At 64.4% G+C, this 25,872-nt stretch carries 21 protein-coding genes; 4 read left to right on the top strand and 17 right to left on the bottom strand.

Annotation, left to right across the window (positions count from 1 at the left end):
• Nucleotides 1–5: 5 nt before the first annotated feature.
• From BGP02_RS20490 to BGP02_RS20565, 16 genes are all read right to left on the bottom strand, one after another.
• Nucleotides 6–599: a TetR/AcrR family transcriptional regulator gene (locus BGP02_RS20490; RefSeq protein WP_017235629.1), complete on the bottom strand. Its 594-nt coding sequence runs from the start codon at nucleotides 597–599 to the stop codon at nucleotides 6–8.
• A gap of 211 nt (nucleotides 600–810) precedes the next feature.
• The gene (gene clsB / locus BGP02_RS20495; RefSeq protein ID WP_268567280.1) at nucleotides 811–1,968 is read right to left on the bottom strand and encodes a cardiolipin synthase ClsB; all 1,158 of its coding nucleotides are present in this window, start codon (nucleotides 1,966–1,968) and stop codon (nucleotides 811–813) included.
• An 18-nt stretch (nucleotides 1,969–1,986) separates the two neighbouring features.
• Complete coding sequence (gene nudB / locus BGP02_RS20500) at nucleotides 1,987–2,451, bottom strand: dihydroneopterin triphosphate diphosphatase (RefSeq protein ID WP_017235627.1); 465 nt, start codon at nucleotides 2,449–2,451, stop codon at nucleotides 1,987–1,989.
• 175 nt (nucleotides 2,452–2,626) lie between these two features.
• Nucleotides 2,627–4,429 (bottom strand): aspartate--tRNA ligase, encoded by a 1,803-nt coding sequence (gene aspS / locus BGP02_RS20505; RefSeq protein ID WP_017235626.1) that lies wholly within the window; start codon nucleotides 4,427–4,429, stop codon nucleotides 2,627–2,629.
• Nucleotides 4,430–4,476: 47 nt separating this feature from the next.
• Nucleotides 4,477–5,121 carry a DUF502 domain-containing protein gene (locus tag BGP02_RS20510; protein WP_017235625.1) on the bottom strand — a complete coding sequence of 215 codons (645 nt, stop codon included), beginning with the start codon at nucleotides 5,119–5,121 and terminating at the stop codon, nucleotides 4,477–4,479.
• 102 nt (nucleotides 5,122–5,223) lie between these two features.
• Nucleotides 5,224–5,565, bottom strand: a complete 342-nt coding sequence (locus tag BGP02_RS20515) for an FmdB family zinc ribbon protein (protein WP_261939204.1) — start codon at nucleotides 5,563–5,565, stop codon at nucleotides 5,224–5,226.
• Between the two features lie 158 nt (nucleotides 5,566–5,723).
• Nucleotides 5,724–7,169, bottom strand: coding sequence for a high affinity choline transporter 1 (locus BGP02_RS20520; RefSeq protein ID WP_286799237.1), 1,446 nt, complete (start codon nucleotides 7,167–7,169; stop codon nucleotides 5,724–5,726).
• Between the two features lie 374 nt (nucleotides 7,170–7,543).
• Nucleotides 7,544–8,242: a methyltransferase domain-containing protein gene (locus tag BGP02_RS20525; RefSeq protein ID WP_017235622.1), complete on the bottom strand. Its 699-nt coding sequence runs from the start codon at nucleotides 8,240–8,242 to the stop codon at nucleotides 7,544–7,546.
• A 14-nt stretch (nucleotides 8,243–8,256) separates the two neighbouring features.
• A complete protein-coding gene (ubiB, locus tag BGP02_RS20530) occupies nucleotides 8,257–9,822 on the bottom strand; it encodes a ubiquinone biosynthesis regulatory protein kinase UbiB (RefSeq protein ID WP_261939205.1) in 1,566 nt (521 codons plus the stop codon).
• Between the two features lie 3 nt (nucleotides 9,823–9,825).
• A complete protein-coding gene (locus tag BGP02_RS20535) occupies nucleotides 9,826–10,461 on the bottom strand; it encodes a ubiquinone biosynthesis accessory factor UbiJ (RefSeq protein ID WP_039830728.1) in 636 nt (211 codons plus the stop codon).
• Between the two features lie 143 nt (nucleotides 10,462–10,604).
• On the bottom strand, nucleotides 10,605–11,597 hold the full coding sequence (locus tag BGP02_RS20540; RefSeq protein ID WP_150562434.1) for a Tim44 domain-containing protein: 993 nt from the start codon (nucleotides 11,595–11,597) through the stop codon (nucleotides 10,605–10,607).
• A 208-nt stretch (nucleotides 11,598–11,805) separates the two neighbouring features.
• A complete protein-coding gene (gene ubiE, locus BGP02_RS20545; RefSeq protein WP_017235567.1) occupies nucleotides 11,806–12,540 on the bottom strand; it encodes a bifunctional demethylmenaquinone methyltransferase/2-methoxy-6-polyprenyl-1,4-benzoquinol methylase UbiE in 735 nt (244 codons plus the stop codon).
• A gap of 60 nt (nucleotides 12,541–12,600) precedes the next feature.
• A complete protein-coding gene (locus BGP02_RS20550) occupies nucleotides 12,601–13,014 on the bottom strand; it encodes a gamma-butyrobetaine hydroxylase family protein (protein WP_150562433.1) in 414 nt (137 codons plus the stop codon).
• Between the two features lie 79 nt (nucleotides 13,015–13,093).
• Nucleotides 13,094–13,531 carry an HIT family protein gene (locus tag BGP02_RS20555; protein ID WP_026132289.1) on the bottom strand — a complete coding sequence of 146 codons (438 nt, stop codon included), beginning with the start codon at nucleotides 13,529–13,531 and terminating at the stop codon, nucleotides 13,094–13,096.
• Nucleotides 13,532–13,605: 74 nt separating this feature from the next.
• On the bottom strand, nucleotides 13,606–15,297 hold the full coding sequence (locus BGP02_RS20560; protein WP_150562432.1) for a Na+/H+ antiporter: 1,692 nt from the start codon (nucleotides 15,295–15,297) through the stop codon (nucleotides 13,606–13,608).
• Nucleotides 15,298–15,349: 52 nt separating this feature from the next.
• Entirely contained in the window at nucleotides 15,350–19,345 is a 3,996-nt protein-coding gene (locus BGP02_RS20565) for a DUF3683 domain-containing protein (RefSeq protein WP_268567276.1), read from the bottom strand.
• Nucleotides 19,346–19,919: 574 nt separating this feature from the next.
• On the opposite strand from BGP02_RS20565, the gene BGP02_RS20570 reads away from it, so the two are divergent.
• Nucleotides 19,920–20,378 carry a (2Fe-2S)-binding protein gene (locus tag BGP02_RS20570; protein WP_017235561.1) on the top strand — a complete coding sequence of 153 codons (459 nt, stop codon included), beginning with the start codon at nucleotides 19,920–19,922 and terminating at the stop codon, nucleotides 20,376–20,378.
• Between the two features lie 15 nt (nucleotides 20,379–20,393).
• A complete protein-coding gene (locus tag BGP02_RS20575; protein WP_286799133.1) occupies nucleotides 20,394–22,616 on the top strand; it encodes a xanthine dehydrogenase family protein molybdopterin-binding subunit in 2,223 nt (740 codons plus the stop codon).
• A 215-nt stretch (nucleotides 22,617–22,831) separates the two neighbouring features.
• Here BGP02_RS20575 and BGP02_RS20580 read toward each other — a convergent pair whose 3' ends face one another.
• Entirely contained in the window at nucleotides 22,832–23,431 is a 600-nt protein-coding gene (locus BGP02_RS20580) for a YqaA family protein (RefSeq protein WP_261939207.1), read from the bottom strand.
• Between the two features lie 142 nt (nucleotides 23,432–23,573).
• Here BGP02_RS20580 and BGP02_RS20585 point away from each other — a divergent pair, with 142 nt between their 5' ends.
• Together BGP02_RS20585 and ilvA are read left to right on the top strand one after the other, a co-directional pair.
• Nucleotides 23,574–24,194: a nucleotidyltransferase family protein gene (locus BGP02_RS20585; protein ID WP_017235558.1), complete on the top strand. Its 621-nt coding sequence runs from the start codon at nucleotides 23,574–23,576 to the stop codon at nucleotides 24,192–24,194.
• A gap of 121 nt (nucleotides 24,195–24,315) precedes the next feature.
• Entirely contained in the window at nucleotides 24,316–25,845 is a 1,530-nt protein-coding gene (ilvA, locus tag BGP02_RS20590; protein ID WP_017235557.1) for a threonine ammonia-lyase, biosynthetic, read from the top strand.
• Nucleotides 25,846–25,872 lie beyond the last annotated feature (27 nt).

The following is a 25,872-nucleotide window of genomic DNA, read 5'->3' on the forward strand; positions in this document are numbered from 1 at the left end:
GCGCCTCACCCGCGCTGATAAGACGAAATCAGTTTTTCCAGCGCCACCCGGGTCATCTCGACGGCCCCCGGCTCCCGGAGGAACCGCGCGTCGTGATGCAAGCCAAGTGTCAGGCTGTACATTTCAAAGAGCATCAGACGCGGATCGGTGTCCGCACGCAAATGCCCCTCCTCCTTCGCTTGCGTGATCGCGCGCAGCAGGGCCGATCGCCACAACCGCACGCTCTTCACCAAGGCCTCGCGCACCGGGCTGGCCGCGCGATCGTCGTACTCGACGGCACCGCTGATATAGATACAGCCCGTCGTCACCTCGCGAATGCGCTTGTCCATCCAGCGATCCACCAGCGCCCTGAGTCGCGGCAAGCCGCGCGGGGCTTCCATCCCGGGGGCGAACACCTCGTCCTCGAAACGCCGGTGATACTCGCGCAGCACTTCAATCTGCAAGTCCTCGCGCGAACCGAAATGCGCGAAGACGCCGCTCTTGCTCATCTGCATACGATCAGCCAGCAAGCCGATCGTCAGCCCCTCAAGTCCATCGCGCCCCGCAAGTTCCAGCGCGGCATTCAGGATGGCGGCTCGTGTCTGTTCACCCTTTCGCATATCTTTGGCATCGCTTTGGTTATCCGTTCTCCGATGCTAACCAAAAAATCGAACGGCCGTCCTATTATTGGGGGACACCCATGGGCGAACAAGGAATTTATTAGATCGGAATACCTAATCGGTAGCCGTCGGAGGGCGGGGTTCGGCGACGTCGGCACAGGGCCGAGAGCCATGAGCAACGGCGGATCATCCGTCGGCATCCGCCCAAAAATCAGTCGTATTTGCCGCGCGTGAGGAGCCGCATCGTCAGGCGATAGAGGCGATACGCCATCCACTGGCGGAAGCGCCGCCAGCGCGAGCGTGCGCCGTAGCGGGCGGGGTCGATGAGACGCGCCTCGTCAAAGGCTCGGCGGATGTGGTCGCGCAGTTCGATGACCAGCGGATCGTCGAGCACCACCACGTTGGCTTCGTGATTCAGGAACAGCGACAGCGCATCCAGATTGGAGGAGCCGACCGTCGCCCATACGTCGTCGACGACAGCCACCTTGCCATGCAGTTGACGCACGTCGTACTCGCCGATGCGCACGCCGGCATCGAGCAACTTGGCGTAAAGCCAGGGCACCGCGGCATCGAGCAGGCGGAACTCGTTGCGGCCGATCAGCAGATGCACCGCCACGCCGCGTCGGGCCGCCTGCGTCAGTGCACGTCGCAGCCGGCGGCCGGGCACGAAATAGGGATTCGCGAGCCAAACCTCGTGGCGCGCGCGGCCCAGCGCCATCAGGTACGCCTTTTCGACCGCGCGACGATTGTGCAGGTTATCGCGTGCCACGAAGGCTGCCTGACCGGCGTAAGGCGCGTGCAGACGCCCACGTTGCCCGCGGCGCCGATGACGGAACGGCGTCCCCAGATACCCCGGCGCGAGGCGCAGCCACTGAATGTGAAACGCGATGGAGATTTCGGCGACGATGGGACCGCGGCATTGCACGGCAAAGTCCCAGCGCGGATCGTCCATGCGGGTGTCGCCACCGGCGTTGTCGTCGTCGATGATGTTGATGCCGCCGACAAATGCCACCGCGTGATCGACGATGGCCAGCTTGCGGTGCGTGCGCGAGAAACCGAACTTGCCGAACAGCCGCGGATTGTAGATGCGATACGCCACACCGCGCTCGCGCCAATCGGCGAGAAACGGCAGTCGGCGGCTCGTGCCGATGCCGTCGAGGATGACGCGTACCGCAACGCCGCGTTGCGCGGCGCGTTGCAGCGCTGCGGCGACCTGCTGCCCCGCCTCGTCGGCTTCGAAGATATACGTCTCGAGCGCCACGTCGCGGGTGGCGCCATCGATGGCGGCAATGAGCGCTGTGAAGTAGCGCTGACCGAGATAGAGCAGCGTCAGATCGTTATCGCGGGAGAACGGCAGGTACTTGCTCATCGGCGTGCCGTGCCGCGGCTAGCGCACGCGCAACGGCAACTGCCGGATGGCATCGCCGTTCGACGGTGAAAAACAACGCGCGGCGGCCGCTTCCCACGGCAGCCACGCATAGGCGACATGCTCGCGCGGCGAGAGCGTCACGGCGGTGTTCTGCGGCACGCACAAGCCGAACCAGTGTTCCGTATTGCGCGTCACGCCCGGCGCATAACGATGGGCCCAACGCGGATAGATGTTGTACTGAATTTCGTGCTGCCAATCGGTCAGCGCAGCGGCGGGCACCGCAGTTCCGTTTGCCACGCGAATACCGGTCTCCTCGAAGACTTCGCGCACGGCCGTCTCGAGCAGCGGTTCGTCGAGCCGGTCCTTGCTGCCGGTGACCGACTGCCAGAAGTTCTCGGCGTCGGCACGCTCGATGAGCAGAACATCGAGCGCCGGCGTATAGATCACGACGAGCACGGATTCGGGAATCTTGAAGGGTTTCATGCAGGTGGCGATTCGAGAACGGCACCGAAGACCGGCACCGATGACGCATTGTATAGGGCAAACGCCGGGTGTTGCGGCATGCGCGATGCCCCCGAAAAACGAAAACCCCCTCGCCTGACGGCAGAGGGGGTTTTCAGCTTGCGTGCGGGGCCGACGAGCGGCCCCGTGAGCCACGTCAGGCCTTGGGCGCTTCCGGCTGGCGCAGACGGATATGCAGGTCGCGCAGTTGACGCTCGTCGACCGACGACGGTGCCTGCGTGAGCAGATCCTGCGCACGTTGCGTCTTCGGGAACGCGATCACGTCGCGGATCGAATCGGCGCCGGCCATCATTGTGATGACGCGGTCGAGACCGAACGCAATGCCCCCGTGCGGCGGCGCGCCGTACTGCAGCGCGTCGAGCAGGAAGCCGAACTTCGCGCGCGCTTCTTCCTCACCGAGATTGAGCGCACGGAACACCTTGCTCTGCACGTCTTCCTGGAAGATACGGACCGAACCGCCGCCGATTTCCCAGCCGTTGAGCACCATGTCGTAGGCTTTGGCCAGGCACTTGCCCGGATCGGTCTCGAGGTAGTCGATGTGCTCGTCCTTCGGGCTCGTGAACGGGTGATGACACGCAACCCAGCGGGCGTCTTCCTCGTCGTACTCGAACATCGGGAAGTCGACGACCCACAGCGGACGCCAGCCGGCTTCGAACAGGCCGTGGCTCTTGCCGAATTCCGAGTGACCGATCTTCAGGCGCAGCGCGCCGATGCCGTCGTTCACCACCTTGGCCTTGTCCGCACCGAAGAAAATGATGTCGCCGTCCTGCGCGCCGGTACGCTCGAGAATCGAGGCAACGGCGGCGTCGTGCAGATTCTTCACGATCGGGCTTTGCAGACCGTCGCGGCCCTTGGCCACTTCGTTGACCTTGATCCACGCCAGGCCCTTCGCGCCGTAAATCTTCACGAAATCGGTGTAGGCGTCGATTTCGCTACGCGAGATCTCCGCACCGCCCGGCACGCGCAGCGCAACCACGCGACCGCCTTCGGTCGTGGCCGGCACCGAGAACACCTTGAAGTCCACGTCGCCCATCACGTCGGTCAGCTCGGTGAATTCGAGCTTCACGCGCAGATCGGGCTTGTCGGAGCCGAAGCGACGCATCGCTTCCGCGTACTCCATGACCGGCACCTTGGCATCGAGGTCGACGTCGATGGCTTCCTTGAACACGTGACGAATCATGTTCTCGAACAGATCGCGGATTTCCTGCTCCGTGAGGAACGAGGTTTCGCAGTCGATCTGCGTGAATTCCGGCTGACGGTCAGCGCGCAGGTCTTCGTCGCGGAAGCACTTGGTGATCTGGTAATAGCGGTCGAAGCCGGCCACCATCAAGAGCTGCTTGAAGAGCTGCGGCGACTGCGGCAACGCGAAGAACATGCCGGCGTTCACACGCGAGGGCACCAGATAGTCGCGTGCGCCTTCCGGGGTGCTCTTCGTGAGCATCGGGGTTTCGATGTCGATGAAGCCTTGCGCGTCGAGATATTTGCGCACTTCCATCGCCACCTTGTAGCGCAGGCGCAGGTTGTATTGCATCTGCGGACGACGCAGATCCAGCACGCGATGCGTGAGGCGCGTGGTTTCCGACAGGTTTTCGTCGTCGAGCTGGAACGGGGGCGTGACCGACGGGTTGAGCACTTCGAGCGCGTGGCACAGCACTTCGATCTTGCCGCTCGTCAGGTTGGCGTTCTCGGTGCCCGCCGGACGGCTGCGCACCAGGCCCGTGATCTGCACGCAGAATTCATTGCGCAGGCCTTCGGCGGCCTTGAACATCTCCGCGCGGTCCGGATCGCACACGACCTGCACCAGACCTTCGCGATCGCGCAGGTCGATGAAAATGACCCCGCCGTGATCGCGGCGGCGATTGACCCAGCCACACAGCTTGACCGTTTGGCCCAGTTGTTGCTCGGTCACCAGACCGCAGTAGGAGGTACGCATGGACATTTTGCTGTTCCGATTTTCAAAAAATGGCGCCGGCGATTCCCGGTGGCTCAGAGGAGCGGACCGGGACGTTGCTGGCGCGGGTTGTGGGCGGGCGCCACCACGCCCATCGATACGATGTACTTGAGGGCGGCATCGACCGTCATGTCGAGTTCGACCACGTCGCTCGCCCGCATCATCAGGAAGAAACCCGACGTCGGGTTCGGCGTCGTCGGGACATAGACGCTCACGAACTCGCCCTGCAAATGATTGACCACGTCGCCGCCCGGCGCGCCGGTCAGGAAAGCGATGGTCCAGGAATCCGCGTGCGGATATCGCACGAGCAACGCCTTGCGAAACGCGTTGCCGTTGCTCGACAGCAAGGTGTCGGACACCTGCTTGACGCTGCCATACAGCGGTCCAACGATGGGAATGCGCGTCAGGATGGCTTCCCACCAGCCGACCAGCTTCTGGCCGATGAAATTATGCGCCAGAAGGCCAACGACGAACACGAACGCGAGCGTCACCACCACGCCGAAGCCGGGCACGCGCATGCCGATAAGGTGCGACGGCTGCCAGTCGTCCGGCAACAGCAGCAAGGTCTGATCCATCGTGCCGATGATCAGGCCGAGGACCCACAGCGTGATGGCGAGCGGCACCAGCACCAGCAGGCCGGTGAGGAAAATCGTCTTCAACGCGGGTTTTTTAACGCGCATGGCAGGGCTCGCGAAGGTGGGCGGCTATGGGTATGTCAGCAGGCGAATCCGCGTTCCGGCGCATCCGGCCGCCGGGCTCGAACGCGCATCGTTCTGTCTATCTCAGTGGCAGGCGCAACCGCCGCCACAGCTCGCCGCCGGCGCGCTCGACGACTCGCCGCCAGACGACGAGGCCGAAGCGGACGACGTCGCGCTCTCGCCCGACGCCGCTGCCGGCGCCGACGAGGTCGACGCCGCGCCCGAGGCACTCGCGCCGCCCGAACCGCCACGGAAATCGGTCACATACCACCCCGAACCCTTGAGCTGGAACCCGGCCGCAGTCACCTGCTTGCGAAACGTGTCCTTGCCGCATTCCGGGCACTGGGAGAGCGGATCATCGCTCATTTTTTGCAGCACATCCTTGGCGAAACCGCATGTTTCGCAACGATAGGCATAGATAGGCATGGTACTTTCCGACGGAAAAAGGCGCGCAAAGCCTTGAATTATAACCGCTTCACAAGGCTTTCGGGATTTGTCCAGCGACATATGGGGCCGCAACGACCCAAGATCAAGATGGGTCGTTGCCGTAATCCGCGTAGTGAAAGGCTTCCCGGCCTGGGTCGTCAGATCGTCGACGCCTGCGGCTCCCGAGACTGCGCATGCCCTGCGTTGGGTTGGAGGAGCGAGCCAATGACCATGCCGGCGATCGAGGCCGCCAGCCCCGCCAACTGCGCCGGCACCATGGCCTCGGGCGCCAGCCATTCGCACCCGATCCAGACGACCAGGCCGAAGAGCACGGCGAGCGTGCCGCCCAGCGAGCTCGAACGCTTCCAGTAAAGTCCGAACGCCAGCGGCACGAAGCAACACACGAGCGTGACCTTGTATGCGCTCTCGACCATATGGAAGATCGACGCCGTGGAATTCAGCGCGTACACCAGCACCAGCGCCGTGAAACAGAGCACGACGATACGCATCAGTCGCAGCAGGTGCTTGTCGTCGATACGACCGCGCAGCATCGGGCGGACGATGTTCTCCGCGAACGTCACCGAGGGCGCCAGCAGCGTGGCCGACGCGCAGCTCTTGATGGCCGAGAGGAGCGCACCGAAGAACATCACTTGCGCCACGACCGGCACACTAGTAAGCACCAACTGCGGCAGAATCTGTTGCGGATCGGTGCCGATGTACTTCTGCACCATCGACGGGGCGATCAGCAGGGCCGAGTAGGCCAGGAAGATGGGGATGAACGTGAAGAAGAAGTACAGCACGCCGCCCGTGACCGAACCGGCGACCGCGACATTCTCCGACTTGGACGACATCACGCGCTGGAACACGTCCTGTTGCGGAATCGAGCCGAACATCATGGTAATGCCCGCGGCAATGAACGCCAGCACTTCGGTTGGGTTCAACTCCGGCAGGAACGCGAACTTGCCGGCCTGAGCCGCGTGTGTGATCACCGCGCTCGCCCCCCCCGGCACCATGCCAGAGACCTGCACAGCGATGTACACAAGCCCCACGACGATGATGATCATCTGGATGAAGTCGGTCACCGCCACCGAGATCATGCCGCCGAGCAGCGTATAGGCCAGCACCGAGACCGCGCCGATCACCATGCCCATGGGCTCGGACATTGCGCCGCCGGACACCGCGTGAAACACGAGTCCCAGCGCCTTGATCTGCGCACCGACCCAGCCGAGGTACGAGATCACGATGGCGATACTCGTCACCACTTCAACCGTACGGTTGTACCTGAGCTTGTAGAAGTCGCCGATCGTCATGAGGTTCATGCGATACAGCTTGCGGGCGAAAAACATGCCGACGAGCACCAGGCACATCGACGAACCGAACGGATCCGAGACCACGCCGCGCAGCCCTTCGCCGAGGAAGGTGGCGGGAATGCCGAGCACCGCTTCTGAGCCGAACCAGGTGGCGAAGACCACGGCGATGACCATGCCGTAGGGCAGGCGACGGCCGGCGACGGTGAAATCCTTGGTATTGCGGACCTTGAGGGCGGCCAACAGCCCGATGGCCACTGAAATGACCCAATACAGTATGACAAACCAGATCAGCATAGCGCGGCCCCCGCCAATCCCCGGGGCGTCGGTCATGGCGTGGCGGCGTCCGTCTTGCGCCCGGTCCGGCCTCAAACGGCCACTGCGCAAGCGAACGATACCGCGCCTTGGGCCTCAGCCTTCCGGGCAACAGAAAATCAGGTCGTGCATGACGGGGCCGATGCGATGGAGCGCTTTTATCTGCCCGCTGTGCCGCCTGGCGAAAAAATTTCGGCCGATTATAGCGGCGCGAGCGCGACGCGGGGAGGAAAAATCGCGACGGCCCGGTTCGATGGCGGCAAATATCGGGAATTGCCTAGCGTCTGAGGTGACGTTGCATGCTGATGGTGCCTGTGCGCAGTCACCGCCGAGACGCCAAAAGGCGTGTTCGACGCTCAGCGCCGGCGCCAGATCATCCAGTGTTCGGCCCCGGCGAAGACCGGCACCGAGTCGTCGACAAGCCGGTCCGCCTCGCAGACGAAGTCCTGACCGAGCAGAGCATCCAGGGCGTCCGGCGCGATGCCGAACGGCGGGCCCTTCAGCGTTTCCTTGAGGAAGAAGAATCCGGCCAGACGTCCACCTTGGGGCAGCAGTTGCGCCATCCGGCGTGCGTAGTCCTGCCAGAGGGTGCGGGGCAAGGCGCAGAGAAACGCCCGCTCGTAGACCACCTCGAGCGCGAACGGCGGCGTATAGGTGAAGAAATCGGCCTGTTCCACGAGCGCCGCGTGTGAACCGAGCCCCGCCTTGGCCGACGCGACGGCGGTCGCCGAGAAGTCGATGGCCCGCACCGGCCAGCCTTGCGTGTCGAGCCACGCGGCCTCATACGCCGAGCCACAGCCCGGGATCAGCGTGGCCCGGGGTGCGCCCTCGCCTGCGACGAAGTCGCGCAGCGCCCTGGGCACCCCGGCCGCATCCCAAGGCATGAAGGCACTCGCGAAACGCTCGTCCCAGAATTCCGCGCGCGACGGATCGCGATGGGAGAAAGTCGGGACGGAAGGTGCGGCAGGCGCGGCGGACGCACCGCCCGTCTCCGGGCGGTCATCTTCTCGAGGGGCGGCAAATGCGACGTAAGGCGTTCGGACGATGGGCACCATAGGCTCCGCTATTTTCAGAATCCGCCGTAGAGCCAGACAAATGCCGTCAACACGCCGATGGCGACGCCGCCCACCAGACAGAACGCGCCCGTCAGCAGCCGATTGGTGCGGCGTTGTTCCTGAAGTAACGCGAGCAGCACGGTGTCGTCCTGCGGACGCGCATGCGCGGCGAGCGCCTGGTGGATGAGCCGCGGCAGTTGCGGCATCGTCTTGCTCCACTGCGGCGCTTCGGCCTTCAGCCGTTCAAGCCAGCCGCGCGGGCCGATCTGTTCGGCCATCCACCGTTCGAGGAACGGCTTGGCCGTCTTCCACAAATCCAGATCCGGGTCGAGCTGACGGCCGAGACCTTCGATATTGAGCAGCGTCTTTTGCAGCAGCACGAGCTGCGGTTGAATCTCGACGTTGAAGCGGCGCGACGTCTGGAACAGGCGCATGAGCACGAGCCCGAGCGAAATCTCCTTGAGCGGCCGGTCGAAGTAAGGCTCGCAGACGGCGCGAATCGCCCCTTCGAGTTCTTCGACCCGCGTGTCGGCCGGCACCCAGCCCGACTCCAGATGCAGCGATGCCACCCGGTGGTAGTCGCGACGGAAGAACGCGAGGAAGTTCTGCGCGAGGTAATTCTTGTCGAACTCGGACAGCGCGCCGACGATGCCGCAGTCGAGTGCGATATACCGGCCGAACGTCGCCGGGTCGAGACTGACCAGGATGTTGCCCGGATGCATGTCGGCGTGGAAGAAGCCGTCGCGCAGGAACTGGGTGAAGAAGATCTCGACGCCCTCGCGCGCAAGCTTCTTGAGGTCGACGCCCGCCTCGCGCAGCACGTCGATCTGGCTGATCGGCACCCCGTGCATGCGCTCCATCACGAGGACGGCGCTGGAACTGAATTCCCAATAGATCTCGGGCACCATCAGCATGCCCGAGTCGATGAAGTTGCGACGAAGTTGCGCGGCGTTGGCGGCCTCGCGCATCAGGTCGAGTTCGTCGTGCAGATACTTGTCGAACTCGGCGACCACCTCACGCGGCTTCAACCGCTTGCCGTCTGGCCACAACCGCTCGACCCAACCGGCGAGATCGCGCATGAGCGCCAGATCGCTGTCGATCACGTTGAGCATATTCGGGCGCAATACCTTGACCGCGACTTCTTTGCCGGCGTGCTCGCCATCGCGAACTCGGGCGAAGTGCACCTGCGCAATCGAGGCGCTCGCGACCGGCATGCGCTCGAATTCCACGAAGACGTCTTCGAGTGGGTGACCCAGCGACTTCTCGATGCTCGCGCGGGCAACTGCCGGATCAAACGGCGGCACCTGATCCTGGAGACGCGCCAGTTCCTGCGCGATATCGGGCGGCATCAGATCACGGCGCGTCGAGAGCACTTGTCCGAACTTCACGAAAATCGGCCCCAGCGATTCAAGCGCGAGGCGCAAACGTTCGCCGCGCGGCGCTTTGAGCCCACTGCGCCCGAACGACAACACGCGCAGCAGCCCGCGTGCCATGGGATGAGGAATGCTCGAGAGCACCAGTTCGTCGAGCCCGTAGCGGTAGCTGACGAAAAAGATCTTGATCAGACGCAGGAGGCGCATCGTTCAGCGACCTCCCAGGGGGCGGGATACCGAGGCGGCTGCCGCATCGCGCCCGGCCGTCTGGCGTTCGAGCTTCTCCAGGCGCTTTTCCAGCCGCGCGAGATCGTCGCGCAGCGTGCCGATGCCGCTGCGCATCGCATCGAGGCGCCCACGCCCGACCAGCAGCGGGTTCTCCTCCACGAGGTAATCGGCGAGCGAGCGCGCCAGCGTGCCGCCGGTGCGGCGTGCGCCGGCCACCGCCGCCTTGCCGGTTTCGGTCACCCGGTGTGCCGCCGCGTCGCCGATCACCTTGCTCAGGTCTTCGGCCACCTCCCAGCGCAGATGCTGGGCCAGATAGGAGACCGTGTTGGCAAACTCGGCATCGCCCTCGATCTTGACGTGTCGCATGACAGCCGCCTGACCGCCGCCCGCGAAGTCGGCGAGCGCCGCCGGCGGCACCGCGATGCTGACGTCGCAAGACAGGTTGGCATCGGCGGCGACCAGATAGCCGTCGTCGCCCACGCGCAGACGCAGGTCGATGGCCGACATCGCCAGCCGGGCAGACGCCCCGATGTGATGGCGCAGACGGTCGCGCGCCCACGGTTCGCGGGCAAGCAAGTGGTTCACGGTGGCGGCAAAGGCTTTGGCGGCTACGGTCATGAGCTTGGCGGTCGGCCGGCGATGCGCGCCGGTCGTACCGAAAGACGCCGCCCGGCAACGATCGGCGGACGGCAAAAAAAAGAGCCCGCGCTTTAGACGCGGGCTCTCATTGTAAGGCAGGTTACGGCAAAACCGTCGTGCGCTTAGCTAGCCTGTTGAATCCCGGCGAGCACCCAGCCGCCGCTACCGGTCACCGGCTTGGTCAGGTTCCACACTTCGTTGAACGGCTCGGCCGCGGCACCCTCGGCTTCGCGGATCAGGCCCGAGAAGCGAACGCTTGCCACATACTCGACGGCCGATTCCTCGATGCCAAGCAGTTCGGCATTGAGTTGCACGACGTCCGTGCGGTTGACCGACTTGCCGCGCTCTTCGAGGTCCATCTTGATTTCCGCGAACATCTGCGGCGTGGTGAACTCGTTGATATCGGCCTGATCGCCCTTGTCCCAGGCCGCTTGCAGACGGTTGAAGTACACCTTGGCACTGCGCAGGAATCCGTCGACATCGAAGCCGGCCGGCACGCCGAACGGGGCGGCTGCGGCAGCGGCCCCCGCGGCGACGGGCACGCCCGACAGCGACGGCTGGGCCGACGAAGACGCCGGTTGTGCCGGTTGCGACGGTTGTTGCGGCTGGCTGTCCCACGACTGGCGCAGCGTGTTGTTCGACGCGTCGTTACCCGCGCCCGCATACGCCGGCGTCTGGGACTGCGACTTATTGCCGCGGAAACGACGGATCAGCCACATCACGGCGAAGGCGATCAGCGCAATCATGATGACGTTGGCCATCATGCTGGCGAACGCGCCGCCCAGGCCGAAGTGCGAGAGCAGGGCCGCGATACCGAGACCGGCCGCCAGACCGGCGATCGGGCCGAGCCAGCGATTGGCCGGCTTGGCGGCGGCCGCGGCCCCTGCGGCACCGGCCCCTGCTGCCGCCGGTGCGGCCTGCTGCGGTGCGGTGCCCGGCGTGGCTTGCGTCGGTTGTTGCGGCGCTTGCTGGCGCTGCGTCACGGTGCTGGACTGCTTGCCGATGCTCCGGCCGCCGCCAACGCGTTTGGCATCGGCGTCCGCGATCGTCATGCCGACCGCCACTACGCCGGCCACCACGCCCAACAACAGCTTGTTTTTCAGGAACTGGAACATCGTTCTGGTCTCTCCGTGGAGTTTATAGGTTGCTGTCTACTGACAGGCGTCAACCGGAATGGTTCAGCACTTTTTTACGTACTGAAACCAGATGAGGCGACGGCCGATTCTGCCACAGCAGAATTAGCTCGTTCTTAGAGAAACGCCCCGGCGCGGCTTTTTTCCGCAGTCCGGGGCGCTGGGGTGCGTCAGGTAAGTGAGCGCAAACTCAGAATTTGCGTCCGATATGCAGCGCGACGACCCCCGCGGTCAGGTTGTGATATTCCACACGTTCGAGACCGACCTGTTCCATCAGGGACTTGAGCGTTTCCTGGTCCGGGTGCATGCGAATCGACTCGGCCAGATAGCGGTAGCTGTCGGCGTCGCCCGCGATGCGCGAACCGAGCCACGGCAGCACCTTGAACGAATAGGTGTCGTACGCCTTCTCGAGCGGCTGCCAAACCTTCGAGAACTCGAGCACCATGACCTTGCCGCCCGGTTTGATCACGCGGCGCATTTCGGCGAGCGCGGCATCCTTGTGCGTCATGTTGCGCAGGCCAAACGCCACGGTGACCACATCGAAATAGTTCGACGGGAACGGCAGCTTTTCGGCATCGCACAGCAGGGTCGGGGTGACAATGCCTGCGTCGAGCAGGCGATCGCGCCCCACGCGCAGCATCGATTCGTTGATGTCGGTGAGCCAGACTTCGCCGGTTGGGCCGGCCGCGCGCGCAAACGCCTTCGACAGGTCGCCCGTGCCGCCCGCGATGTCGAGCACCTTGAAGCCGGGGCGCACGGCGGCGCGTCCGATCGTGAAGGCTTTCCAGATCCGGTGCAGTCCACCCGACATCAGGTCATTCATGATGTCGTACTTGCTCGCGACCGAATGGAACACCTCGGCGACCTTGCCGGCCTTTTCCTTCTCGTCGACGGTTTCATAACCGAAGTGGGTCTGTTGGCCCATTGCAATCTCCCAGATTCATGTAAGCGGGCGCGCCACACGCACGTGCGCCCCGCCGGGGCCTCAATGGTGGTGGCAGCCACCCGCAGCCGGCGACGACATCGGCGTGTCGCGATCGACCCCCGCTGACGCGAGCTTGTCCAGGTATTCCTGCCACAGCGCGTCCTGACGCACGCACAGCTCGTAGAGGTAATCCCACGAATAGATGCCGGTATCGTGTCCGTCCGAAAACACCGGGCGCACGGCGTAATTGCCGATCGGCTCCAGGCCATTCAGATCGACATCGCGCTTGCCGGTTTGCAGCGTCTCCTGCCCCGGGCCGTGGCCACGCACTTCCGCCGACGGCGAGAGTACGCGCAGGAATTCGAACGGCAGGCGGTAGTGTGTTCCGTCCTCGTAGCCCAGTTCCAGCACCTTCGATGTGCGATGCAGCGTCAAGGAAACGGGAATCGGCGTGTCTTTCTCCAGCCCAGCCATGGTCTTGCTCCAGAATAATCGGTCGGTGCGCCGACATGCGACACATCGGCCGGCAGTATAGCCGCTCAGGCCTCAACGGTCATGCCGGCCACGCCGGGAGACGATTCAATTCCGCCACCACGGCCTCGCGCAGGGCGGGTGTCCAGGCGGCGCGCTCGGCGAGCACCGCCGCCGGCACCTCGCGTTGCGGCGCGCTCCAGACCGAGCCGGGAAAATGAACGTCGTCGCGATATCGCGGAATCACGTGCCAGTGCACGTGCGGCACCATGTTGCCCAGACTCGCCACGTTGATCTTGTGCGGCGACATGACTGTGCGCTGGGCTGTCTCGACGGCGAACACAGCGCGCATCACATGCTCGCGCGCCGCCGCGGGCAGATCGCTCATTTCGGCGACGTGGGCATGCCAGATCACCCGAGCGAAGCCCGGGTAGCCGATCTCATTCGCCAGCACCACGCGCAGCACCGGGTCGCGCCATACGACATCGCCGCCCTCTCCGGTGCAAAACGGACATTCCATCATGCGTCTTCCCTCGTTTGCCCTGCCCTCCCCGCGTGCGCCGCAGACGGTTCAGGTCAGTGCTGTCAGTGCGCTCACTGCTTGTTGCGCTTGTAACGTTTGCCGGTGGCCGGGTCGACCGGGCCGAGCGCAAGTTCGGCGAAGTCGATCTCGCTGATCAATTCGCGCAGCGTCTCGTCGTTGATGCGGTGCGCCAGGCGCAGACGCGACAGTTCCCCGCGCTCGGCCTGCAGGGCGGCGGCGCGCAGCCGGCGTTCGACTTCGACCTCACGCACCGCGCGCACGCGCATCTCGTCGTCGGTCGCGTTCGACGCGTTGAGCGTGCGGCGATACCGCCCCATCACCCGCGCGGCCGCTTCGGCGCACACGGCAGTGTCGAGTTCGTCGCCCGACTTCGCAATGACTTTTTGCAGCGATTCAACGGTGCGGATCGCCGCCTCCGACGCCGCGAGGCGCGCCTCGCCCATCTCACGATTGCGCGGGTCCTCGACCGGCCAGCGCACGCCGCGCAGCAGGAACGGCAAACCGAGGCTGCCGCCGACAAGCGAGAGCAGAATCACGCCGGCGGCCAGGAAAATCAGCAGATCGCGTCCCGGAAACGGCGCGCCGCCCGGCAGGGCCAGCGGCACCGAGAGCGCACCGGCCAGCGTCACCGCGCCGCGCACGCCCGAGAGGGCCGTCACGCCAGTGAAGCGCATGCCGGGCTTCATTGTGATTTCGCCACGTCGCATACCGAGAAAATACATCACGCGCCACGCCACCCACACCCAGCAGAAGCGCAGCACGATGAGCACCGCCGAAATCGCGCCGACGTAGGCCATCAGTTCGCCGAGATTGAGCAGCGTTCCCCAATGCGGCTCGCCGGGCCGCAACGCGGCACGCACGATGTCAGGCAATTGCAGGCCGAGCAGCACGAACACTGCGCCATTGAACACGAATTCGAGCATCGACCACACCCCGTTACCGAGAATGCGGGTGGCGGTGCGGGTATTGAGCAGATCGGTCGAGCTGACCGTCATGCCGGCGGCCACGGCCGCGAGAATGCCCGAGAAGCCGAAATGTTCGGCCAGCAGATAGGCCGCAAACGGCATGAGCAACAGCAGCAGCACGACCGTCGCCGGCTCTTCGGCGGACGCCGCCATCACGCGGCGATGGAACTGCGTGAACAGCCACGTCACGGCCCAGCCGGCGAGCAAGCCGCCCAGCGCGATGACGAAAAACGAGAACGTGGCGTTACCGATCGAAAAGAGTCCCGTGGTCGCGGCCACGATGGCGAACTTGAACGCGACCAGGCCCGATGCGTCGTTCATCATGGCCTCGCCTTCGAGCACGTGCATGAGGCGCGTGGGCATCTGCAGGCGTGCGGTGATGGCGGAGACGGCCACGGCATCGGTTGGCGAGAGCACGCCGCCGAGCGCGAACGCCACGGCAAGCGGAATCGACGGAATCATCCAGTGGATGAAATAGCCCACGCCGAGCACCGTGAAGATCACCAGACCGAGCGCCATCGCGACGATCGGCACGCGCAGGTGCCAGAACTCGCGTTTGGGCATGCGCCAGCCGTCGGCGAAGAGCAACGGCGGGATGAACAGCAGGAAGAAGATCTCCGGATCGAGATCGATGTGCAGCCCCGCGCCCGGAAAAGCGAGCGCGGCGCCCACAGCGATCTGCACGATCGGCACCGGCAGAACTTTGACGTAGCTGACCAGCACGCCGGTCAGCGCCACCACAAACAGCAGGATCAGCGCGGTGAGGACTACCCCCATGCCGCCTCCATGGTCCGTCGGTCAGGCATCGGCCGCGTCCCCGAGCGGGCCATCAGACCAGCACGCGTTCGATGCCGCCGTGGTTCGCATCCTTCACGTAGTCCACCAGCCACTCGTCACCCAGCACATGCTTGGCGATCTCCACGACGATATAGTCCGCCGTGATGTCGGCGTCGTCGTTATAACGCGACAGCCCTTGCAGGCACGACGGGCAGCTCGTCAGAATCTTGACGTCCTCGACCTTGCCGTCCGCGCGCAGCTTCGCCGCGCCCTTGCGCATCTCCTCTTCCTTGCGGAAGCGGATCTGCGTCGAGATGTCCGGACGCGTGACCGCCAGTGTGCCCGACTCACCGCAACACCGATCGTTCTTCTCGATCTTGTAGCCGTCGTGCTCGCTGCCCATCAACTCGTTCACGAGCTTGACCGGATCCATCGTCTTGATCGGCGTGTGGCACGGGTCGTGATACATGTAGCGCGTACCGTTCACGCCTTCGAGCTTCACGTTCTTCTCGAGCAGGTATTCGTGGATGTCGACGATGCGGCAGCCCGGGAAGATCTTCTCGAATTCATAGCCCGCGAGCTGGTCGTAGCAAGTGCCGCACGACACGACCACGGTCTTGATATCGAGATAGTTCAGCGTGTTCGCCATGCGGTGGAACAGCACGCGATTGTCCGTCACGATCTTCTCGGCCTTCTCGCCCTGCCCCGAGCCGCGCTGCGGATACCCGCAGCACAGATAGCCCGGCGGCAGCACCGTCTGCACGCCCACATGCCAGAGCATCGCCTGCGTGGCGAGCCCGACCTGCGAGAACAGGCGCTCCGAGCCGCAGCCCGGGAAATAGAACACCGCTTCCGAATCGACCGTGGTGGTCTTCGGATTGCGAATGATCGGCACGACCTTGTTGTCTTCGATGTCGAGCAGTGCGCGCGCCGTCTTCTTCGGCAGGTTGCCCGGCATCTTCTTGTTGACGAAGTGGATCACTTCCTCGCGCAGCGGCGGCTTGCCCACCGTTGCAGGCGGACGTGCCGTCTGCTTCTTCGCTAGCTTCTTGAAGACGTCCGCGCCGAAACGCTGCGCCTTGTAACCCCAGTCGATCATCACCTTGCGGGTGATGTTGATCGTCTCCGGGTTCGTCGCGTTCAGGAAGAACATGCCGGCGGCCGCGCCCGGATTGAACTTCTTCTTGCCCATCTTGCGCAGCAGGTTGCGCATGTTCATCGTCACGTCGCCGAAGTCGATCTTCACCGGACACGGCGTTACGCACTTGTGGCACACCGTGCAGTGATCGGCCACGTCGTTGAACTCGTCCCAGTGCTTGATCGACACCCCGCGGCGCGTTTGCTCTTCGTACAGAAACGCCTCGATGAGCAGCGACGTTGCGAGAATCTTGTTGCGCGGGCTGTAAAGCAGGTTCGCGCGCGGCACGTGCGTGGCGCACACCGGCTTGCACTTGCCGCAGCGCAGGCAGTCTTTCACGCTGTCCGCGATCGCGCCGATATCCGACTGCTGCATGATCAGCGACTCATACCCCATCAGCCCGAAGCTGGGCGTATAGGCATTGCGCAGGTCGGCGGGCAGTTCCGGCATATCGAGCAGCTTGCCCTTGTTGAAGCGCCCTTCCGGATCCACGCGTTGCTTGTACGCGCGGAATTCGCCGATCTCGGCTTCCGTCAGGAACTCCAGCTTGGTAATGCCGATACCGTGTTCGCCCGAGATCACGCCATCGAGCGAACGGGCGATGGCCATGATGCGTGCCACCGCCTTGTGCGCATCCTGGAGCATCTCGTAGTTATCCGAGTTCACCGGGATGTTCGTGTGCACATTGCCGTCGCCCGCGTGCATGTGCAGCGCGACGAACACGCGGCCGTGCAGCACGCGCTTGTGAATCGCTTGCGCTTCCTCAAGGATCGGCTTGAACTCCGCGCCCGAGAAAATCTTGCGCAGTTCTCCGCGGATCTCCTGCTTCCACGACACGCGCACCGTACGATCCTGCAGCAAGTCGATGAGTCGGGTTTGCGGCTGCTTGCTCAGCCGATCGTTGAGCGCCACGTTGAGGTCGCGCACGCCGTGTCGATTGAGCAGCGGAATCGCTTCGGCCAGCGGCAGTTCGAAATGATCGCGCAGGAACACCCAGCGCGCGCGCACGTCGCGCAGCAGCGTGAGTGCCGTTTGCACGCGATCTTCGAGCAGTTCGGCCGACGGAATCTCGTTCGCGTCATCCGTCTTGCCCAGCGGCAGATTGCCGGCGTCGAAGAAGGCTTCGAGCGCATCGACCAGTTGCAGCTTGTTCTTGAGCGACAGCTCGATGTTGATGCGTTCGATGTGATCCGTGTACTCGCCCATGCGCGGCAGCGGAATCACCACGTCTTCATTGATCTTGAAGGCGTTGGTGTGGCGCGCGATGGCGGCGGTACGCGAGCGGTCGAGCCAGAACTTCTTGCGGGCTTCGGCCGACACCGCGACGAAACCTTCGCCGCTCTTGCCGTTGGCCATGCGAATCACTTCCGACGTCGCCTGAGCGACGGCGTTGTCATCGTCGCCAACGATATCGCCGATCAGCACCATCTTCGGGAACGCATTGCGCTTCGACTTCGTGGCGTAGCCCACGGCGCGCAGATAGCGTTCGTCCAGATGCTCCAGGCCCGCCAGAATCGCGCCGCCGGCCGCCGTCTGCGCGAACATGTAGTCCTTGATCTCGACGATGCTCGGAATCGCTTCCTTCGCCTGGCCGAAGAACTCCAGGCATACCGTGCGCGTGTGCGCGGGCATCTTGTGCAGAATCCAGCGCGCGCTCGTGATCAGACCATCGCAGCCTTCCTTCTGAATGCCCGGCAGACCGGCGAGGAACTTGTCCGTCACATCCTTGCCGAGCCCTTCCTTACGGAAACGCTTGCCTTCGATGTCCAGTTTTTCCGTCTTGAGCAGCACGGCGCCCGGGGCGTAATTGCCGTCGAACCACGTCAACTCGAAGCGAGCGACCGGAATGTCGTGAATCTTGCCGAGATTGTGATCGAGGCGGGTGACCTCGAGCCAATTGCCCTGCGGGTCGACCATGCGCCACCACGCGAGGTTATCGAGCGCGGTGCCCCACAGCACGGCCTTCTTGCCACCGGCGTTCATCGCCACGTTGCCACCGATGCACGATGCGTCGATCGACGTCGGGTCGACCGCGAACACCAGACCAGCCCGCTCGGCGGCCTCGGCCACGCGACGCGTCACCACGCCGGCGCCCGAGAAAATCGTCGGCACCGGTTCGTCGACGCCCGGCAGCGCCGAGTACTCGACCTCATCGAGCTGCTCGAGCTTTTCCGTATTGATCACGGCCGAGAACGGCGTGAGCGGAATCGCGCCGCCCGTGTAGCCGGTGCCGCCTCCGCGCGGAATCACCGTCAGTCCCAACTCGAAGCACCCCTTCACCAGCGCCGCCATTTCGGCTTCGCTGTCCGGCGTGAGCACCACGAACGGGTACTCCACGCGCCAGTCCGTCGCGTCCGTCACATGCGAGACGCGCGACAGACCGTCGAACTTGATGTTGTCATGCGCGGTCGTGCGACCGAGCACCTTCTTCGCGCGACGGCGCAGCTCGGCCATCTTCGCGAACTCCTCGGCGAAGTCTGCCACGGCGCGGCGTGCCGCCACCTCCAGTTGCTCCACACGGGCGGCGCGTTCGCGGCCGTTCGCATCGGCGTTCGCGGCCACATCCGCGCGGCGACGCTTGTCGATCTCGTTCAGACGATGGTCCAGCGCGTCGATCAGCAGCTTGCGGCGCTTCGGATTATCGAGCAGGTCGTCTTGCAGATACGGATTGCGGCGAACCACCCAGATATCGCCGAGTACCTCGTAGAGCATGCGGGCCGAGCGGCCGGTGCGTCGCTCCGCGCGGAGTTCGTCGAGGATGTGCCAGGCGTCGGCGCCCAGCAGGCGCATGACGATTTCGCGGTCCGAAAACGACGTGTAGTTGTAGGGGATCTCGCGCAGTCGCGGCGGCTGGGCGGCGAGTGCATGCTTGGCGTCGTGCGGCTCGAAGGCGGGCAAGGGTGCGTTCATCTTGTCGGGCTCGTCAATGCGGCGGTGCATCCGCCGTCGGCGTTCGTCTCGCGAGACGCGCCGAAAGTCAAAATCGGGTAAGCGCAATGGATGCCGGCGGCAAGCGCGACGGGTGCGCGCGGGCCGGCAACAGACGATCTGCGGTCAACGAGATCGACGACTGCCGTGCGAAGACGTCGATGACGAATCGTGTCCGATCATCGCGTAGAAACACAGGGGGGTGAGGCAGTTCGTGCGCATGCCCAGATCTTTCTTCCGGCTTGGGAACAGGTTGGTAGGGGAATGTAGCCAGAATTGTACTTCATTGCACCGCAACACGTCGGCACCGCGCCGAATTCGCCGCGAGGCGCGAGATTCCCCTCCTTCCCGACGCTCCGGCGCGTTCACTGCCGCGTTGACCGCCCCTACACGAGCGCCGGCCCCTTCGCATTCCCGCCCTATCGCCGACCTTCCTGCTGATCGCTATATCCGAATGGATACAACGACTTATGACACACGCCTGCGCTGAAACTTTCACCGAATGGGAGTATGTTTTGCCGATCCCCGGTCTCTCCACCCGTCAAGAGGTGTCTCTATGGTCTCGTTTCAACTGAACGGCCGTGTCGTGCAGGTCGATGTCGACCCGGCCACTCCCCTGCTCTGGACCCTGCGCGACGCGCTCAACATGACCGGCACCAAGTTCGGTTGCGGCATGGCGCTGTGCGGCGCGTGCACCGTGCATCTCGACGGTGCGCCCATCCGAAGCTGCATCACCCCGGTCTCCGCAGTCGCGGGAAAGGCCATCACCACCATTGAAAACGTCGGGGCGGACGCCGTCGGGCGTGCTGTGCAGAACGCCTGGGTCAAACACGACGTGCCCCAGTGCGGCTACTGCCAGAGCGGCCAGATCATGTCCGCCACGGCGTTGCTGCGCGAGAACAAACAGCCCAACGACGAACAGATCGACGCCGCAATGTCCGGCAACATCTGCCGTTGCGGCACCTACGCCCGCATTCGTGCGGCGATCAAAGACGCTGCGGCGTCGCTGGCCTGAGGCGAGGAGATACCCATGCGTGAACTTCGCTTTTCCCCGCGCCCTGGCGTCGCCGTGGGCGACTTCGCCGGCCTGACGCGCCGAGTATTTCTCAAGACCTCGGCGCTTGCGGCCGGTGGACTCATGCTCGAAATGTCGCTGCCCGGCGCCATGCGGGCAGCCAGCGCCCAGGGCGCGGCCGCCACGCCCGTCGTGCCCTCGGCCTTCGTGCGCATTGCGCCGGACGACACCGTCACCATCCAGGTCAACCGCCTCGATTTCGGACAAGGCGTACAGACGGCGCTGCCCATGCTCGTCGCCGAAGAACTCGATTGCGACTGGGCCAAAGTGCGCAGCGAGCTGGCGCCGGCGGCCGACGTCTACAAAGACCCCGTGTTCGGCATCCAGATGACGGGGGGCTCGGGCTCCGTCGCGCATTCGTGGCTGCAATACCGGCGCATTGGCGCATCTGCTCGGGCCATGCTCATCGCGGCCGCGGCGCAGCAGTGGAAAGTGCCGGCGGCGCAGTTGCGCACCGAGAACGGCGTCGTGCTCGGCCCGAACGGCCAGCGCGCCACGTACGGCAGTCTTGCCGCGCGCGCGCAGGCGCAGCCGGTGCCGGCCGATGTCGCGCTCAAGGAACCTTCGGCGTTCCGCCTACTTGGCAAGCCAACGGGACGGCTCGACGCGCGGGCCAAGTCCATGGGCGTGCCGATGTACGGCATGGACTTCAAGCTGCCGAACCTGAAAGTTGCTGTCGTTGCTCGCCCGCCCGTGTTCGGTGCCAAAGTGAAGCAGTTCGACGCCAAAGCTGCGCGGGCGGTCAAGGGCGTGCGCGATGTCCTAGAGATCCCGGACGACCGGGGCGGCACCGCCGTGGCCGTCATTGCCGATGGCTACTGGCAGGCCAAGACCGGGCGCGACGCGCTCAAGGCCACGTGGGACACGACGGGCGTTGAGCATGTCGACACGACCGCCCAACTGGCCAAATATGTGGAAATGGCCAAGACGCCGGGCACGGTCGCGATCGACGCGGACATCTCCAAGCTCAAGGGTGCGCCCAAAACCCTCGTTGCCGAATACCACTTCCCGTACCTGGCGCACGCGCCTATGGAGCCGCTCAACTGCACCGTGCAGCTTTCCGACAAGGGCGCGCAAGTGTGGACCGGCACACAGTTCCAGACCGTCGACCAGGCCGCCATTGCGCGCACGCTCGACCTCAAGCCCGAGCAGGTCAAACTGCACACGCTCATGGCGGGCGGCGGATTTGGCCGCCGCGCGGTCCCGACGTCCGACTATGGCGTCGAGGCGGCCCAGGTGGCGAAAGCGTGGCGGCGTGCGGGGCATCGTGAGCCGGTGAAAGTGATCTGGAGCCGGGAAGACGACATCCGTGGCGGTTACTACCGTCCGATGTACGTCCATCGTGCCGAGATCGGCCTGGATGCCAAGGGCAACGTGCTGGCGTGGGATCACACCATCGTGGGTCAGTCGATTTTGCAGGGCACGCCGTTCGAAAAGATGATGGTCAAGAACGGCATCGACGGCACCAGCGTCGAGGGCGTTGCGGGCACCCCATATGCGGTGCCGTTGCGGCTCACGTTGCACAGTCCGCAGGTCAACGTGCCGGTGCTGTGGTGGCGATCCGTGGGCAACACGCATACGGCGTACGTCATGGAAACATTGATAGACGAACTATCGAAGGAAGCGGGTCAGGACCCGGTGGCGTATCGGTATGGGTTGATGGGAGATAAGCATCCTCGGCACCGGGAGGCGTTGGCGTTGGCGGTTGAACGTTCCGGCTATGGAAAAGCGCAGTTACCGTCGGGCCAGGCGTGGGGTGTGGCGGTGCATGAGTCGTTTGATTCCGTGGTGGCGTACGTCGTAGTGGCTGAGATGCGCAATGATTCACCGCGTTTGGTGAGTGTGACGGCGGGGGTGCATTGCAATTTCGCGGTCAATCCGTTGACGGTGGCGGCGCAGGTCGAGGGAGCGGCCTTGATGGGATTGGGGATGACGATACCGGGCGCGGCGATCACGATGAAGGATGGAGAAGTTGAGCAGAGCAACTTCCATCAATACATGGTGGCGCGTTTGCCCGACATGCCGGCCATCAGTGTGCACATTGTGGGTTCGGGGGATGCACCGACGGGGATGGGAGAGCCGGGGTTGCCGCCGTTGGCGCCGGCGTATGCGAACGCCATATTTGCGTTGACGGGAAAGCGGATGCGGGCGTTGCCGTTCGACCTGACGAAGGCGTAACGGAAACGGAGGCAAGGCGTAGCGCAAGCGCACGTCGGGCGGGTTGGGCTTGGGGGAGCGTGACGGTGGGCCGGACCGGGGCCCCTTTCTGCAGCGAGTTGGGTTTATGTTTGAGAGGCGGAAAGGGGCCCCGGTCCGGCCTCTCGGGCATAGGAAGAAGGAAGCGCGTGGCATGACCACCGGTGTGTGTGTCAGTCCAGGCGTCAGCCCGGTCGTCAGCCAATGAGCAGGTGTTTAAGGGGCGCAAAGATGCCGTGCCAAAACGACTCGGGCACGCGCAGCATCAGAAACGTGACGGCGACATAGCGAAGCGTTTTGCCGACGGCGATAAAGAAGAGGCATTCGCGCCAGGAGAGTCGCAGCCATCCGGCGAGGGTACAGAACGGGTCGCCGACCACGGGCAGCCAGGAGAGCAGGAGCAGGGGTGGGCCGAAGCGGCGCATCCAGCGGTGATAGCGCTCATTCATCGGGGCTTGTCCGTTGGGGCGCTTCGTGCTGGCGGGCTCTGGCATCGGGCCGCCCGCGAGTGCGGCGGTACGGGCGTGCGCGCGTCGGCGGGCTTTCAGGCGAACGAAGCCGCGGCGAGCGGCGAAGCCCATCCACCAGTCGAGCATGCCACCAGCGGTATTGCCTATGCTGGCCACCGCGATGGCGGTCCAGAGCATATGTGGATTGAGCGTCACATAGCCGAACAGTGCGGGCTCCGAGCCCATGGGCAGAAGCGTGGCCGACAGAAACGACACCAGGAAAATGGCCGGCAGGCCGACGCCGGGCAGGGCCAGCACGCCGAGCAGCCAGGTGATGAACGACTCCATGCAACTCCGGGAAAAGACAAAAACGACCGAAAAAATGGCGGCAACCCTGCCTCCATGACCGACCGGACGGTCGGCACATCCCGCGAGAGGGTACACGCACGCGTTTGGCAGAAACAAAGAGTCTGGCGCATAATGCACCCCCATGACCCGACCCTCGACGCCGCCCGTGGCCATTCTACTGGCAGGCGGACTCGGTACCCGCTTCGATGCGGCGGGGCGCAGGAACAAGCTGCTCGCGCCGCTGCCTGGCGATCCCCTGAACCGACCCGTTGCCCTCGCCAGCGCCCACGCGCTGCTGGCGGTGTTGCCGCGCGTCATCGCGGTGGTGCGCCCGGACTCGGCCGAGCTGGAGAGCGTGCTGTTGCAGGCCGGGTGTGAAGTCGTCATGAGCCATGCCACCCAACGCGGCATGGGCGCAACGCTTGCCGCCGGCATCCGGTCCGGCGTCGACGAAGCGCCGCCCTCGGGGCTCGAACATCTCGACGGCTGGCTCATCGCGCTGGCCGACATGCCCTACATTCATCCGAACACCATTCGCGCGATTGCCGGCGGACTCACGTCGCCCGACGCCATCGTCGCTCCGAGTTACCAAGGACAACGCGGCCACCCCGTCGCGTTCGGATCCGCCCTGACACCGCGCCTGAGCGCCCTCGATGGCGACATCGGCGCGCGCGACCTGTTGATTAGCGGGCACATTACGATCGTCGATGTCGACGACGCCGGAATCGTGCGCGACATCGACACCCCAGACGACCTTCGCTAGGGCGCGCACTCTCCTTTCCCGTTTTTTCCCGAGAAACCAAGCGCGACCGCCCCGGCGGACGTGCTGGTCTATCATTGTCCTTTCGTTCCTCGATGTGCCTAACCTGAAGAAGCCTTAAATCATGTCCGACGCAGCTCCCGACTATCTGAAGAAGATTCTGACCGCCAAAGTCTACGACGTCGCCAAAGAAAGCGAACTCGAACTCGCACGCACGCTCTCCATGCGTCTGCACAATCGAATTTATCTCAAGCGCGAAGACAACCAGACGGTGTTCTCCTTCAAGATTCGGGGTGCATACAACAAGATGGCCAACCTGAGCGAAGCCGACCGCGAGCGCGGCGTGCTCACCGCATCGGCAGGCAATCACGCGCAAGGCGTCGCTTACTCTGCTGCGCGCCTGGGCTGCAAGGCCGTCATCGTCATGCCCGTCACCACGCCGCAGGTGAAAATCGAGGCCGTGAAAACCCACGGCGGGCGCGCCGTCGAAGTCGTGCTCGCGGGCGACTCCTACAGCGACGCCTACGCCCACGCGATGACATTGCAAGAAGAGCGCGGCCTGACCTTCGTGCCCCCGTTCGATGACCCCGACGTCATCGCCGGCCAGGGCACCATCGCCATGGAAATTCTGCGCCAGCACCAGGGACCGCTGCATGCCATCTTCGTGCCCATCGGCGGTGGCGGCCTGGCTGCGGGCGTGGCGGCCTACGTCAAAGCCGTGCGGCCTGAGATCAAAGTCATTGGCGTGCAATCCGTCGACTCCGACGCCATGGCCCAATCGATTCACGCCGGCGAACGTGTCCTGCTGAGCGACGTCGGCCTCTTCGCCGATGGCACCGCCGTCAAATACGTCGGCGCCGAGACCTTCCGCCTGTGCGCGGCCTACCTCGACGAAGTCGTGCGCGTGGACACCGACCAACTTTGCGCCGCCATCAAAGACGTCTTCCAGGACACCCGCAGCGTGCTCGAACCGTCGGGCGCCCTGTCCGTGGCCGGGGCCAAGCTCTACTCCGAGCGCGAAAAGCTCAAAGGCGAAACGCTCGTCGCGATCACCTCCGGCGCCAACATGAACTTCGACCGTCTGCGCTTCGTGGCCGAGCGTGCCGAAGTCGGTGAAGCCCGCGAAGCCGTGTTCGCCGTCACCATTCCCGAAGCGCGCGGCAGCTTCAAGCGCTTCACCGAAGTGGTGGGCAACCGCAACGTGACCGAGTTCAACTATCGCATCAGCGAAGCGTCGAGCGCCCACATCTTCGTGGGTATACAGATGCACAACCGCGACGAAGGCGAGCGCATCAAAGCCGGCTTCGAACGCCACGGCTTTCCCACGCTCGACCTGTCCAACGACGAACTCTCCAAGCAGCACATCCGCTACATGGTCGGCGGCCGCTCCACACTCGCCAGCCATGAAGTGCTGTACCGCTTCCAGTTCCCGGAGCGTCCGGGCGCGCTGATGACTTTCCTCTCGGCCATGAGCCCGAACTGGAACATCAGCCTGTTCCACTACCGCAACCAGGGGGCCGATTACAGCAATATCCTCGTGGGGATCCAGGTGCCCGACAACGAGAAGGCCGCGTTCCGCGACTTCCTCGCCACGCTCGGCTATCCTTACTGGGACGAGAGCGACAACCCGGTCTACAAGCTGTTCCTCGCGTAAGCCGGCCCGATAGACGCCGCCGCTCAC

This window comes from Pandoraea sp. 64-18 (assembly GCF_001899225.1).
GTDB lineage: Bacteria > Pseudomonadota > Gammaproteobacteria > Burkholderiales > Burkholderiaceae > Pandoraea > Pandoraea cepalis.

What these genes read in the sequence shown, in the direction of transcription:
- BGP02_RS20525 (WP_017235622.1), bottom strand. Translation starts at nt 8,242, where the DNA reads ATGGTGCCCATCGTCCGAACGCCTTACGTCGCATTTGCCGCCCCTCGA.
- BGP02_RS20510 (WP_017235625.1), bottom strand. Translation starts at nt 5,121, where the DNA reads ATGCGCGTTAAAAAACCCGCGTTGAAGACGATTTTCCTCACCGGCCTG.
- BGP02_RS20515 (WP_261939204.1), bottom strand. Translation starts at nt 5,565, where the DNA reads ATGCCTATCTATGCCTATCGTTGCGAAACATGCGGTTTCGCCAAGGAT.
- BGP02_RS20535 (WP_039830728.1), bottom strand. Translation starts at nt 10,461, where the DNA reads ATGACCGTAGCCGCCAAAGCCTTTGCCGCCACCGTGAACCACTTGCTT.
- BGP02_RS20560 (WP_150562432.1), bottom strand. Translation starts at nt 15,297, where the DNA reads ATGGGGGTAGTCCTCACCGCGCTGATCCTGCTGTTTGTGGTGGCGCTG.
- BGP02_RS20565 (WP_268567276.1), bottom strand. Translation starts at nt 19,345, where the DNA reads ATGAACGCACCCTTGCCCGCCTTCGAGCCGCACGACGCCAAGCATGCA.
- BGP02_RS20575 (WP_286799133.1), top strand. Translation starts at nt 20,394, where the DNA reads ATGCGTGAACTTCGCTTTTCCCCGCGCCCTGGCGTCGCCGTGGGCGAC.
- BGP02_RS20550 (WP_150562433.1), bottom strand. Translation starts at nt 13,014, where the DNA reads ATGGCTGGGCTGGAGAAAGACACGCCGATTCCCGTTTCCTTGACGCTG.
- BGP02_RS20570 (WP_017235561.1), top strand. Translation starts at nt 19,920, where the DNA reads ATGGTCTCGTTTCAACTGAACGGCCGTGTCGTGCAGGTCGATGTCGAC.
- BGP02_RS20555 (WP_026132289.1), bottom strand. Translation starts at nt 13,531, where the DNA reads ATGGAATGTCCGTTTTGCACCGGAGAGGGCGGCGATGTCGTATGGCGC.
- clsB (WP_268567280.1), bottom strand. Translation starts at nt 1,968, where the DNA reads ATGAGCAAGTACCTGCCGTTCTCCCGCGATAACGATCTGACGCTGCTC.
- BGP02_RS20540 (WP_150562434.1), bottom strand. Translation starts at nt 11,597, where the DNA reads ATGTTCCAGTTCCTGAAAAACAAGCTGTTGTTGGGCGTGGTGGCCGGC.
- BGP02_RS20585 (WP_017235558.1), top strand. Translation starts at nt 23,574, where the DNA reads ATGACCCGACCCTCGACGCCGCCCGTGGCCATTCTACTGGCAGGCGGA.
- ilvA (WP_017235557.1), top strand. Translation starts at nt 24,316, where the DNA reads ATGTCCGACGCAGCTCCCGACTATCTGAAGAAGATTCTGACCGCCAAA.
- aspS (WP_017235626.1), bottom strand. Translation starts at nt 4,429, where the DNA reads ATGTCCATGCGTACCTCCTACTGCGGTCTGGTGACCGAGCAACAACTG.
- ubiE (WP_017235567.1), bottom strand. Translation starts at nt 12,540, where the DNA reads ATGGGCCAACAGACCCACTTCGGTTATGAAACCGTCGACGAGAAGGAA.
- BGP02_RS20580 (WP_261939207.1), bottom strand. Translation starts at nt 23,431, where the DNA reads ATGGAGTCGTTCATCACCTGGCTGCTCGGCGTGCTGGCCCTGCCCGGC.
- BGP02_RS20490 (WP_017235629.1), bottom strand. Translation starts at nt 599, where the DNA reads ATGCGAAAGGGTGAACAGACACGAGCCGCCATCCTGAATGCCGCGCTG.
- nudB (WP_017235627.1), bottom strand. Translation starts at nt 2,451, where the DNA reads ATGAAACCCTTCAAGATTCCCGAATCCGTGCTCGTCGTGATCTATACG.
- BGP02_RS20520 (WP_286799237.1), bottom strand. Translation starts at nt 7,169, where the DNA reads ATGCTGATCTGGTTTGTCATACTGTATTGGGTCATTTCAGTGGCCATC.
- ubiB (WP_261939205.1), bottom strand. Translation starts at nt 9,822, where the DNA reads ATGCGCCTCCTGCGTCTGATCAAGATCTTTTTCGTCAGCTACCGCTAC.